Annotated in this window: 11 protein-coding genes; 10 read left to right on the top strand and 1 reads right to left on the bottom strand. The window is 65.3% G+C overall.

The window, feature by feature from the left end:
• Window positions 1-21: 21 nt before the first annotated feature.
• Window positions 22-711 (top strand): TetR/AcrR family transcriptional regulator, encoded by a 690-nt coding sequence (locus AzCIB_RS12575; protein WP_050416206.1) that lies wholly within the window; start codon window positions 22-24, stop codon window positions 709-711.
• A 213-nt stretch (window positions 712-924) separates the two neighbouring features.
• Complete coding sequence (locus tag AzCIB_RS12570) at window positions 925-2,481, top strand: phytoene desaturase family protein (protein ID WP_232299216.1); 1,557 nt, start codon at window positions 925-927, stop codon at window positions 2,479-2,481.
• Between the two features lie 33 nt (window positions 2,482-2,514).
• On the opposite strand, the gene AzCIB_RS12565 is transcribed toward AzCIB_RS12570, so the two are convergent.
• Window positions 2,515-3,234, bottom strand: a complete 720-nt coding sequence (locus AzCIB_RS12565) for a TetR/AcrR family transcriptional regulator (RefSeq protein WP_050416204.1) — start codon at window positions 3,232-3,234, stop codon at window positions 2,515-2,517.
• A gap of 194 nt (window positions 3,235-3,428) precedes the next feature.
• Here AzCIB_RS12565 and AzCIB_RS12560 point away from each other — a divergent pair, with 194 nt between their 5' ends.
• The 8 genes from AzCIB_RS12560 to AzCIB_RS12525 all read left to right on the top strand — a co-directional run bounded on the left by AzCIB_RS12560 (window position 3,429) and on the right by AzCIB_RS12525 (window position 12,360).
• Entirely contained in the window at window positions 3,429-4,703 is a 1,275-nt protein-coding gene (locus tag AzCIB_RS12560) for a cytochrome P450 (protein ID WP_050416203.1), read from the top strand.
• A gap of 65 nt (window positions 4,704-4,768) precedes the next feature.
• Window positions 4,769-5,800, top strand: coding sequence for a hypothetical protein (locus AzCIB_RS12555; RefSeq protein WP_050416202.1), 1,032 nt, complete (start codon window positions 4,769-4,771; stop codon window positions 5,798-5,800).
• A gap of 38 nt (window positions 5,801-5,838) precedes the next feature.
• The gene (locus AzCIB_RS12550; protein ID WP_050416201.1) at window positions 5,839-6,195 is read left to right on the top strand and encodes a hypothetical protein; all 357 of its coding nucleotides are present in this window, start codon (window positions 5,839-5,841) and stop codon (window positions 6,193-6,195) included.
• Between the two features lie 316 nt (window positions 6,196-6,511).
• Window positions 6,512-7,021 carry a carboxymuconolactone decarboxylase family protein gene (locus AzCIB_RS12545; RefSeq protein WP_050416200.1) on the top strand — a complete coding sequence of 170 codons (510 nt, stop codon included), beginning with the start codon at window positions 6,512-6,514 and terminating at the stop codon, window positions 7,019-7,021.
• A gap of 4 nt (window positions 7,022-7,025) precedes the next feature.
• Complete coding sequence (locus AzCIB_RS12540; RefSeq protein WP_050416199.1) at window positions 7,026-9,257, top strand: CoA transferase; 2,232 nt, start codon at window positions 7,026-7,028, stop codon at window positions 9,255-9,257.
• A 26-nt stretch (window positions 9,258-9,283) separates the two neighbouring features.
• The gene (locus AzCIB_RS12535) at window positions 9,284-10,021 is read left to right on the top strand and encodes an SDR family NAD(P)-dependent oxidoreductase (RefSeq protein ID WP_050416198.1); all 738 of its coding nucleotides are present in this window, start codon (window positions 9,284-9,286) and stop codon (window positions 10,019-10,021) included.
• Between the two features lie 12 nt (window positions 10,022-10,033).
• Window positions 10,034-11,308: an acyl-CoA dehydrogenase family protein gene (locus AzCIB_RS12530; protein ID WP_018990581.1), complete on the top strand. Its 1,275-nt coding sequence runs from the start codon at window positions 10,034-10,036 to the stop codon at window positions 11,306-11,308.
• Window positions 11,305-12,360, top strand: a complete 1,056-nt coding sequence (locus AzCIB_RS12525; RefSeq protein ID WP_050416197.1) for a phosphotransferase family protein — start codon at window positions 11,305-11,307, stop codon at window positions 12,358-12,360. Before AzCIB_RS12530 ends, AzCIB_RS12525 begins: the two co-directional genes overlap by 4 nt.
• The last annotated feature ends 38 nt before the right edge of the window (window positions 12,361-12,398 follow it).

Below are 12,398 nucleotides of genomic sequence, written 5' to 3'. Positions count from 1 at the left end.
GTGAATTCTCGGGGAGCGGAGATGGCGGAAGCAGTCGAGGCGGGAAAGGCAAAGGTGAAGAAGCCTCGCGCGACCGCCTCTGCGAAGGAGGGCGCCGAGCCCGCGCCGGTCAAGGCCGTGAAGGCAGTTCGCCGGAACAGGCGGTCCGAAAGCACGATCCTGGGCATTTTCGACGCTACCGAAGCGGTGGTTCTCGAGTCCGGAGCAGACCGGGTAAATATCCTCGACGTTTGTGAGACCGCAGGCATCTCGCGTGGGACGTTCTACAGGTATTTTTCGTCGCAGGACGATCTCCTGGACGCGTTTTCACGTCATCGGCGCGATCGTTTCCATGCCGCGCTGATCGAGGCGACTGCTCCGTATACCGATCCGGACGAACGTTTCGACGCCGTATTGCGATTCGTCGATGATTACCTCGAGCGCGGGAATGCACGACGGCTGCTCGTGGTCGCGCCGGAGTACGCAATGCGCTGGCTGCAGCGCATCTTCCCCGACTCGGTGATCCGGTTCCAGGACGTGCTTGGGCCGGTCTTCGATGCGTGGGAGTCGCGTGCGGGAATCAAAATCGACCGCGAGCTCACCTGCGAACTGCTGGTCCGATACATCCTCAGTGAGATTCTCGTCCCCGCCGGCCCTGAGCGCCGAAGCCTGCCGCGCCGCCTCGAGCGGATGTTCGCCATGCTGATGCAGGGCCGCGTTTCCCGCCGCTGAACACGCCGCGTCCGCCCGCCGCTGCGGACGAGTGAGGGTGCGGCATCCGTCCGTCTTCCACTGCGCTTTGACTCCGCGTCAAACCGCTCCGCCGTGTCCGGCCGGGGCGCTGTGCTTCAATCGGTTGGTTCGTCGAATCGGACGCATTTCACCAACAAGCGCATCCGGTACACCCCGGAGGGAGACAGAATGAGTGGCGCAAACAGTTATGACGTGGCGATCGTCGGTGGCGGGCACAATGGCTTGGCGGCCGCCTGTTATCTGGCCGAGGCAGGCAAACGTGTCGTCGTCATCGAGGCCCGCGAGAAGATCGGCGGCATGGCCTCCAGTGGTTACCTGATTCCGGAGGCGCCCCGGCATCTGATCAACCCCTGCGCGCTTGATCTTATGTCGCTCCGGGTTCATCCCATGATGCCGCAGGAGCTGCAGCTCGAGCGTCATGGGTTTCGTCAGGTCGAAATGTCTCCCGGATATGTGTACGTCCATCCGGATGGCAATTCGCTGGTGTTCTGGCGCGAGCCGGAAAAGACTGCGGCCGAGATCCGGCGCTTCTCGTCCCGAGACGCGGAGGAGTTCCTGGCACTGATGAAGCTCGTGGATGCCTTCATCGACATGGCCATTCCGATGATGCGTGTCGACCCCGCGCAGCGCAACCTGGGCGCGAAATGGCAGGCCCTGAAGGCGGTCCTCAGGAACCGCCATCTGAAACCGGAAATCATGGCGCTCATCGGCAGTCCGGCGTACACGTCGATCATGGAGCGCTTCGAGCATCCGGTCGTACAGTCGGCGCTGTGCTGCCTGCTTGGCGCGGCCGGACCCATCGCGAACGACGCGACGGGGATCTACTTCGCGCTGTTGGGCTTCATCCATCGCTTCGGGCTGGGTCGCGCCGTGGGGGGGACTCAGGCGTTGTCGGATGCGCTGGCAGCCCGGTTGCGCGAGCTGGGTGGGGAGATCCTGGTTTCTGCGCCGGTGGCGGAGATCATTGCCGGCGATGGTCGGGCGAAGGGGGTGCGACTCAAGGACGGACGTGTACTGTCGGCGAAAGCCGTGGTGGCGTCGATCCACCCGAAGATGGCGCTGGAAATGGTTACGCCCGGGGCGCTCGATCGGCGCACGCTAACTCGCGTAGCACTTGCGCCGGCCAACGGCCACGGGGCATCGCCACTGAAGGTCGATGTCGCGCTCAGTAGCCAGGTGAATTACCGCCGCATTGAAGCCCTGCGGGCCGACGGGCTGAGTCTGCGCAAGAGCGTGCTCCTGATCGGCACCTCCGATGCCGTGCTCGACAACTTCCGCTGCGCCGCGCGCGGCGAGGTGTCGAAGCTGCCCTACATGTGGATCACGGTGCCGACCGCTGTCGATCCTGGGCAGGCGCCAGAGGGGCAGGACGTGGCCTACCTCTATCCCGTTGCGACGCCGGTCGAGCCGCGCGAAGGATGGGATGCCATCAGGGACCGGGTAGGGCAGACGGTCATCGACCAGGCCGCCGAATACATGCTGGGTCTCAAGGAATTCGAGATCGGTCGTCGGGTCGAGGCCGCGCCGGACCTGGAGAAACGGCTCAATGTGCATCGCGGCTGCGTGGTGCATGTGGATACGAGCACCACGCGTTCCGCGATGATGAGGCCGGCGGCGGGATTGGGTGGGGACAGCCTGCCGGTTGCAGGACTCTTCCTCGGAGGCGCGGGCATCCACCCGGGTGGTGGGGTCAACGGCTTGCCGGGACGGATCGCCGCCAGTCGGGTGAAGCGTTTCCTCGCACGCTGATGTGGCGCGCGTCGCGCAAGGTGGCCGTAGCTGTCAGGCCGCTTCGGGCGGCGTCTTCGGCGGGGCGTCGGGCCGCATGAGCGGATGTTGGTCGCTGCGCTCGCGCTCGACGGCAGCCAGCACGAAGTCGACCGCGAAGCGTCGCCATGTGTCCGCGTCGTCGGCGTTCGCCACGTCCAGGCCGCACAGGGTGACGACGGTGTAGCGGCTGACGAAGGCGCTGGTGGTCACCTGCGCGGCTGCGGCGAGGAACAGGTCCGGGTCGACGTTCGCACAAAAATCGCCACTTTGGGCCCCGCGTGCGAGCACGCTGCGCATCTTGCGCTTGAGCTCGGGAGCGAGGTCGACAAAGCTGTTGCGCGGCGTGGCATGGCTCTCGTGGTAGCGGATCCCTTCCTGTGCGAGCGCGCTCAGCATGGGGTCGCAATAGGGCCGGATCATGTGGTTGAGGAGTGCCCGCAGCGCGTCACGCGGCGCCAGGTGATCCAGTTCTACCGCGACGAGTTCGCCCATGGTCGTCGCGGACGAGTCTTCCAGCACGCAGGCGAAGAGTTCCTCCTTGCTCCGGAAGTAGTGATAAACGAGCTGTTTTGTGACGCCGGCGGCATGGGCGATATCGTCGATGCGGGCGTCCGCCAGTCCCTTGGCGGCGAATTCCCGTCGCGCCGCAGCGCTGATGCGGCGCAAGGTCTCCCTCTTATCGGGGGCCGCGCGTTCGGTCGACTTGCTCGGGTTTCGGGAAGAGCTGGGCATGTTGGAAGATTTCGTTTCCGCTTGTTGTCCGCGAAGCTTAGCGCAGTTGACTCGAGGTCAAACGACAGTCGCTGCCGAATCGGCCACCGCTTCGATTTGATGGTTAGGATGTGGACGCTTTTGCAAAAAATGCGCATGTGTCTGGCGGTTGTTTCTCGATAACCGCAGCAACGGGCGCCACACAGGAGACAACCGTGAGCACCGATATCCTCAACCTCGACCTCGAAACCGCATACACGGCCGTATCGGAAACCTACAAGGGCAAAGGCGACATTCACGCCGCGTGCCGGGAGATGCGCGGCAAGTCCCCGATCTACGTCGGGGACTTCATCAAGCAGTTCGGCGTGCCGACGAACGCCGGCCTCAAACAGGGCACTCGGCCCACGTTCGCGCTGTTCGACTACAAGGACGTGATGAACGTGCTGCGTGATGCCGACACTTACACCAACGGATTCATTGCCGAGGGACTGGGGGCATTCTTCGATGGCCTGATCATTCTCGCGATGGACGGCGAGCAACACCGGCGCGTGCGGGCCTTGCTGCAACCGGCCTTCATGCCGGATACGGTCAACAAGTGGCGGGGCCAGATCGACCACGTGATCCGCAAGGACTTCCTCGAGCCGATGGTGTCGCAGAGGAAGGCGGATCTGATGGACTTCGGCTTGTACTTCCCGATCCGTGAAATGTACGCGCTGATGGGTTTCCCGACGGACGACACCGAGAAGTACAAGAAGTACGCGGCATGGACCCTGGCGATGGTCGGAGGCAACCAGGTCGACCCCGAGAAGATCGATGAGGCGCGCCGCGATGCCGGGGTTGCGGTCAAACTGCTCTATGACGCCATTCAGGAGGTGGTGGTCAAGCGCCGCGCCGAGGGCTCCCACGGCGACGACATCATTGGGCGCCTGCTGCGTGCCGAATATGAGGGCGAGAGGCTCGACGACCACCAGGTCATCACCTTTGTGCGCTCGCTGTTGCCGGCGGCGGGCGAGACGACCACGCGCACGTTCAGTTCCGTCATGACCCTGTTGCTGACGACGCCGGGGCTGGTCGATCGCGTCAGGGCCGACCGCTCGCTGGTGCCCAAGCTGATCGACGAAGCCGTCCGCTATGAGCCGGTGGCGACCTTCAAGGTGCGCGAGACGGCCAAGGAGGTGGAACTGCACGGCGTGACGATCCCCAAGGGGTCGTTCGTGCAGTGCATGGTGGTATCGGCGAACCGGGACGAGGAGGTGTTCGAGAACCCGGACCAGTTCGACATCGACCGCAAGCTCAAGCCCTCCTTCGGTTTCGGGTTCGGCCCGCACATGTGCATCGGACAGTTCGTTGCCAAGGTGGAGCTCAATTGCGCGATCAACGCGATCCTCGATCTCTTTCCGAACCTGCGGCTGGACCCGGACAAGCCCGCACCGGTCATCGAAGGTGCCCAGCTGCGCGGCGCGTCCCACGTGCATGTGATCTGGGACTGAACCCGGGCACCGTTCCCGCCCGTCGCGCGCACGGGCGGCTTCCCGACCTCTTCCGGAATTCAACGATGAGAATCTTCCAGACCGTTCCTCAACGGGGCGATTTCGCCTATCAATGCCTGGTCGGACCGCAGAAAGTCAGCGGCGCCAAGCTCGCGGACCTGCGTGATCATTTTGGGCTCAAGCTCACCAAGCACATGCCCTTCGGCAGTGTGCGCGACGAAGAAGGGCACATCTATTCCTTCGTCCGTGCCGTAAATGCGCCTGGCAGCTCCCCCAATCCGACAAAGTTCATCTATCAGTCCACCCGGATTGACGAGCGCCACATTCGGGTCGACAAGGAAAGGATCCTGCCTCGCGCGATGACGATGTTCCCTAAACGCTGGCTGGAAGGAGATACCGCCTGCTGGTCCAGCCTGGACGGCGAACCCGGCGAGCCGTGGCTGATCACCGCGTCGGGTGAGCGCTTCAGCTGGAAGGAGGAGGGGCTTCTCGACATCGGCGGGCCGCTTATCGGCAACGGCATGCAGTGGTACCTGCCCGGCGAGGATTGGGGCACCTTCTACGTGTCGCAACTCTACGACGTGTCCGGCATCTGCGAGGGGCGTCCGGTGAAGGGCGTCATCGCGCTCGACCAGGCGTGGATGGCCGACGGCGGCGCCATTCACTTCCAGAAGGACCTCGTCGTAAACAACAAGATGCACGTCATCTGGTGGTCGTTCGCGACGATCTACAAGGACGGGACCTGGGATGCGGGCTCGTTTATGGTCGGTCACGAGAATCTGGGCTACGCGATCTTCCAGAACCACAAGGGCGAGATCTATTGCACGACGGATATCGAGGGCGAGGTGCGACACAAGGAGGGAAGTTATTTCGCCGAAACTGCCCGCATCGTGGTCGATGGCCGGGAGGAGTGGGAGTTCCTGCCTGATCCGAAAGGCGAAATGATGGACTTTGTCGGCGGATTCCCGATCACCGCGCAACAGGAAGGCCGCTGGAGGCGTGTGGGTGATACGCGCGAGCCGGATCGCTGGATGGCCTGGGGCGAATCGGACCGCCGCAACGGCAGCGCGCGCAATGTGCGCGGCAGCGAACTCTGACGCGCCCAATCAACACGAGACACGAAAAAGGAGCTCCCATGAGCATCGACGCGAAGGCCATCGAGCATTTCCTGCACACACAGCTTGCCCGATGGAACGCCTCCGACAAGGAAGGTTTGCTGGCTGCTTACCGCGAGGTCGCGCCCGGCGGTCTCTCAATCGAATACGTCGGCCGACCGCCCGCTGACGGGTGGCCGGTGCTTGAAGCGATGTGGACCGCGCAGAACGCCAAGATCGACATCGAGGAGGTCGCGATGATCATCAATGGCTGCGAGGCGGCCTGTCACAACCGCAACAGGGTGAAGGGGACCGATGTGACGATCGAAACCATCGAGCTCTATCGCTTCGACGAGGGCGGCAAGCTCCACGTGCGCTACTTCATTCGTCAGCCCTGAACGGGCAGTAACGGCGCGGTCGGGAAAAACCGCGATTGCGAACGTCCTCTCTACATCCTGAGGCAGGTGCGGCGTGTTCTGACACCCGGTCAGATCACGCCGTTCTTGTTTCGGAGGGGATTCAGTCGTATATTTGAACAAAAATGCAAAAACTGAACATATAACTACGAGAGGCTGTGCATCGGTGAGGCCGCTCGACCCCGCGATCGAGCGCTTCATGCAGGGTCGGGTGGCTCGTCGAAGTTCTGCAGCCTTGCCTGAGCGTTCTGACCGACGTCTCGCCGGGCAATCCGTTCATCCCAACCGAGGACCCACCATGGCGAGAATCCAGCCCATTCCCCTCGATGCGTTGCCTGCACCGCTTGCCGACGCAGTGGCGCGGGGGTGCGCCAACCGCATGTTGAGTTCCACCGTCCCGGTGCAGGTCTGGGCACATCGCCCCGAGCTTGCCCAAGCCTGGCTCGCGACCCTGGAAACGATGCACGTGAGTGGGGTGCTCGACGGCCGCCTCCGCGAGCTGGTGCGGCTCAGGATCGCCTCGATCACGACCTGCAAGGCGTGTCAGCTCGCGCGCAAGGACGACGCGGTGAGCGAGGAGGATATCGCCTGCCTGAGCGCGGACGATGCTCGTTTTTCGCCGCACGAGAAGGCGGCGCTGCGATACGCCGAGCTCTTTGCGGCCGACTACATGGCCATCGACGACGCGGTATTCGCCGAGCTCGGCCGCCATTTTTCCACCGCCCAGATCGTCGAGCTGAACATGTTCTGCGCGCTGATGCTAGCGGGTGGGCGCATGACCTATGTGCAGCAGGCGTACGCGGAGTAGGGCGATGCACGAAGGCATCCTCGCCGGTATCCGCGTCGTCGAGATCGCATGCGGCATCCCCGGTCCGGCGGCCGGGTTGCTGCTCTCGGAGGCGGGTGCGGAAGTCATCCGCATCGAAGCGCCGGGCAGCGATGCGGAGCAGGGCACGGCCTTGTTCTCCGTTCTCAACAGGGGAAAGCGTCGGGTCGAGCTCGACCTGGATCGCGATGATGGGCGCAGGCGTCTGCATGCCTTGCTGGCCGACGCCGACGTGTTGATCCACGACATCATACCCAGCCGTGCGGCAGCGTTGGGGCTGGCGGAAGACGCGCTTGCTGCAGCATGCCCGCAGCTTGTTGTGTCGGCAATCACCGGCTGGCCATCCCGGCATCCACTCGCCGAAGCCTTGCCGCGGGAATCGCTCGTGCTCGCGCGCTTGGGTCTGCTCGACGAGCAGCCTGGTCATCGGCCGGGCCCGATCTTCGTCCGCATGCCATTCGCGAGTTGGCTCGCCGCCTGGTTCTGCGTCATCGGGGTGATGGCGCGTTTGATCGCACGTCGACGCGACGGGCGCGGCGGGGCGGCTCACACCAGCCTCGCCCAGGCCGCGCTCGCACCGATGAGCATGCACTGGTCACGCGCCGAGACGCCGACACCGGTATTCGCGAAAGGGCTCGACAAGACGACGCCTATTCCGCTGCACCGATGCTTCGACGGGCGCTGGATCCATGTGCACTACTCGCCGGACAAGGCGCCTTGGATGGCAGAGGCGCTCGCAGCGATGGGGCCCGAGGCGGTCGCGGCCGAGAACGCGAAATATCCACCCAGCCACGTTGCGCCAAACTTCGGCGCGAATAGGGCAATCATTGCCACGCGCCCTGCGCAGGAATGGGTCGAACACTTCTGGCAGCACGACGTGGCCGCACAGGTTGCGGCCCCTTTCGGTGAGATATACCGCGACGAACAGGCGCGTGCCAACGGATTTGTCGTGATGGTGGACGATCCCGTCCTCGGTCACGTGTTCGAACCCGGGCCGGCGTACACCACCGACCCTCCCCCGCGCCTGCGCGGCGGGTTGCTGCCGCTTGAATCGGACCCGGCTTGGAGCGTCCCGCGCGCGCAAGCATTCGACGGCGTGCCGAAGGGGCAGTCGGGGAGCGCACCCCTCACTGGCCTCAGGGTGCTCGACCTGGGCGCCTACCTTGCTGGGCCCTTCGCGACGCAGCTCCTCGCCGACCTCGGCGCCGAAGTCATCAAGGTGGAACCCCCCGGTGGCGATGCGATGCGCCGTCTGGAACGGATCTTCGCCGGCACGCAGCGTGGCAAGCTCGGTGCGACGCTCAAGCTCGGGGATCCGACCGCACAACCGGCACTCGCGGCGCTGGTGCGCTGGGCCGACGTGGTTCATCACAACGTCCGCCTGCCGGCCGCGCACAAGCTGGGTATCGACTACGAAACGCTGAAGGCGATCAATCCGGCGCTCGTGTATTGCCACATCAGCTCCTACGGTCCGCTGGGACCGCGCAAGGACTGGCCCGGGTTCGATCAGCTGATGCAGGCGGCCTGCGGCTGGGAAGTGGAATGCGGCGGCGAGGGGAGGCCGCCGATGTGGTTGCGCTTCGGCGTCGGGGACTACTTCGCCGCGCTGTCGTCAGTGTTCGCACTCCTGCTCGCGCATTTTCAGCGCCAGATAACGGGCGACGGACAGGCGGTGGCGGCATCGCTCCTCGGCGCGACGCTACTGACCGTGGGCGAGGCCGTGATGCGCGCCGACGGCAGTCTGTCCCCGATCGATCACCTCGACGCGGCGCAGACCGGCGTGTCGCCGGATCACCGTCTGTATCGCTGCGCGGACGGCTGGCTGGCTGTCGCCGCGCTGCGGCCGGAGGAAGCGCGGGCGCTCGCCGCCTTGGCCGGGAACGATCGCGAGGCCTGGTTTGCGGCGTTCAGCCGCGAGACGGCCTGCGAGTGTCTGACCTCGGCGGGGGTGCCTTGCGAGCCCGCGCTCGAAAACCCCGGTCTGAGCTTTCTCGACGACGACGGCTGCCGACGGGCGGGGCTGCACGCCGCCTATCCGCACGCGGTGTATGGGCACCTCGAACAGGTCGGCGCGTACTGGAACTTTTGCGACCTGCCCCTCGCCCTTGACCGGGCACCGCCGGCGCTGGGCGAGCACAGCCACAGGGTGTGGCGATCGGTCGGGCTCGACGAAGGGCAGATTCAAAGCATGGTCGCCGCGGCCGTGACCAATCCCTGACGCATGGACGAAGGAGAAACGAACACGTGAACGAACTGGACTTCAGCGGCAAGACGGTACTCGTGGTGGGAGGATCGAGCGGGATCGGCAACGGCATGGCGCAGGCCTTCCGTCGGCGCGGGGCGAGCGTCCATGTCTGGGGCACGCGACCGACCGTCGCCGATTACGCCGATTCGTCCGACTCGAACCTCGAGGGACTCGCGTATGTGCAAGTGGATGTGGCCGACGCCGATGCGGTGGCGAGCGCGCCGGTGCCGTTCGAGCGGCTCGACGTGCTGATCTGCGCGCAAGGCACGGTGCGCTACAACCGCGAGGAGTTCAAGGTGCCGGCCTTTCGGGAGGTCGTGAACGTGAACCTCGTGAGCCTCATGGCCTGCGGCGACAAGTTCCACGACATGCTCGCCGAGAGCCGCGGATCGATGATCATCGTGAGTTCGGCCGCGGCCTTCCATTCCACGGTCGGCACCCCGGCCTACAACGCTTCCAAGACGGGGGCCTACGGCCTTACCCGCACGCTGGGCGAAGCGTGGGCACGCGACGGCATCCGCGTAAACGGCATCGCCCCCGGACTCGTCGCGACCAAGCTTACCCGCATCACGACGGATCACCCCAAGCGCCTGGAGGCATCGCTCAAGAATATTCCCCTCGGCCGCCTCGGCACGCCGGAAGAGATGGCCGGTGCGGCGCTCTTCCTCGCTTCGCCGCTGGCGTCCTACATGCTCGGCCAGACCCTGCTGGTCGATGGCGGCCTGCTGCTCGCCTGATGGAGATCGAAGATGGCATGGGATTTTGAGACCGACCCGGAATTCCAGCAGGAACTCGACTGGATCGACCGCTTTGTGCGCGAGGAGGTCGAGCCGCTCGAGCATGTCCTCGGCAGCCCCTGGAATATCCACGATCCGCGCTTCGAGGCGCTGGTCCGCCCGCTGCAGCGCGAGGTGAAGGCCAGGAATCTGTGGGCTTGCCACCTCGGACCGGAACTTGGCGGGGCGGGCTATGGCCAGGTCAAGCTGGCGTTGATGAACGAGATCCTCGGTCGCGCGCTGTTCGCGCCCATCGTGTTCGGCGCGCACGCGCCCGATTCGGGAAACTGCGAGATCCTCGCGCACTACGGCACGCCCGAACAGAAGGCGCGCTACCTCGAGCCGCTTCTCGACAACCGCATCGTGTCCTGTTTTGCGATGACCGAGCCGCAGGGGGGCGCCGATCCGAAAGTGTTCACGACGCGAGCCGAACAGGATGGCAACGATTGGCTGATTTCGGGGCAGAAGTGGTTCGCGTCGAACGCTCGCTATGCCGCGTTCTACATCGTCATGGCGATCACCGACCCGACCGTGTCGCCCTACAAAGGCATGAGCATGTTCATCGTGCCTGCCGACACGCCGGGAATCGAGATCGTCCGTAACGTCGGCGTCCCTGACGATCCCGAGGCGACTCATGGCTACCTGAATTTCGACCGGGTGCGGGTGTCGGCGGAGAACATGCTCGGCGCGCCCGGCGAGGCCTTCGTCGTCGCGCAGGTGCGCCTTGGCGGGGGGCGCGTGCACCACGCGATGCGCGTCATCGGCCAGTCGCAGAAGGCACTCGACGCGCTGTGCGAGCGGGCCTTGTCGCGCAGCACCCAGGGCGCGCTGCTCGCGGACAAGCAGATGGTGCAGGAGAGGATCGCCGATGCGTGGATCCAGCTCGAGCAGTTCCGCCTGCTGGTCATGCGCACTGCCTGGCGCATCGACAAGTACCAGGACTACATGAAGGTGCGCAAGGACATCGCCGCGGTGAAGGCGACGATGCCCAAGGTGCTGCACGACATCGCGTCGAGTGCATTGCAGGTGCATGGATCGATAGGGGTGTCGTCCGAGATGCCCTTCGTCGGCCTGATCGTGCGCGCCTACCAGATGGGGCTCGCAGACGGTCCGACCGAGGTGCACAAGATCACCGTCGCCAAACAGTTGCTGCGCGAGTACACCGGTTGCGAGGACTTGTTCCCCGACTATCACCGGCCGACGGCCGAGGCCGCTGCACGGGCGAAGTTCAGCGCGGTGCTGGGATGAGCGCTCACGGGTGGGCGGCGGAGGTCGATCTCGGACGACTCGCCGAATGGATGGATGCGCAGGGGCTGGGTAGTGGGGCGATCGACTCGGTCACGCCGCTCACCGGGGGCACGCAGAACATCCTGCTGCGCTTTTTTCGCGACGGCGCCGACTATGTCCTGCGCTGCCCGCCGCCGGGCGCAAAGCCCGAGATCCACGCGACCTTTCTCCGTGAGGCGCGGCTGCTCGGAGCACTTGCCGGCACGGCGGTACCACACCCGCGCCTGATTGCTGCCTGCACGGATGCGTCGGTGCTCGGTGCGCCGTTCTACCTGATGGCTCCGGTGGATGGGTTCACAGCGACGCCGACGCCGCTCCGGGGGGCCTATGTCACCGACCCGGCGTGGCGCCATGCGATGGGGCTGTCGATGGTCGATGCCTTGCTGCGCCTGGGCGAGGTCGCGCCCGGCGCGGTCGGACTGGCGGACTTCGGGCGGCCGGAAGGGTTTCTTGAGCGGCAAGTGCCGCGCTGGCTCACGCATCTCGAGCGCTGCGCGGAGCAGCCCGGTTGGCCGGGGCCGCAGGCGCTGCCTGGCGTGCGCGAGGTGGCCGACTGGCTCGAAGCGCACGTGCCAGCGGCCAACGTTCCGGGGTTGATGCACGGCGATTATCACTTTGGTAACGTGATGTTCCGGCATGACCGGCCCGCGCTTGCAGCGATCATCGACTGGGAGCTAGCGACGCTGGGGGATCCGCTGCTTGATCTCGGCTGGCTCGTCGCGACCTGGCCCGACCGCGACGGGCGGGGCGCCGGCACCATCCGCATCGCGCCCGCCGACGGTCTTCCCTCGACCGCCGAACTCGTCGAACACTATCGCCATGGCAGCGGGCGCGATCTGTCGGCGATCAATTGGTACGTCGCGATGGCACGCTTCAAGCTCGGCATCATGCTCGAGGCCAGCCATGCGCGATCCTGCGCAGGCAAGGCTCCGGCGGAAACCGGCGCGCAGCATCATGCGTCCGCGGTGCGCCTGCTCGAAGCGGCGATCGCGGGGATCGAGGTGCGGGCGTGAATGGGCACGGGGTTTCCCCTGCATCCATGCGCAGCGCC

Origin of the sequence: Azoarcus sp. CIB (assembly GCF_001190925.1) — a bacterium.
Lineage (GTDB): Bacteria > Pseudomonadota > Gammaproteobacteria > Burkholderiales > Rhodocyclaceae > Aromatoleum.
This window is presented reverse-complemented; position numbering and strand designations above follow the sequence as displayed.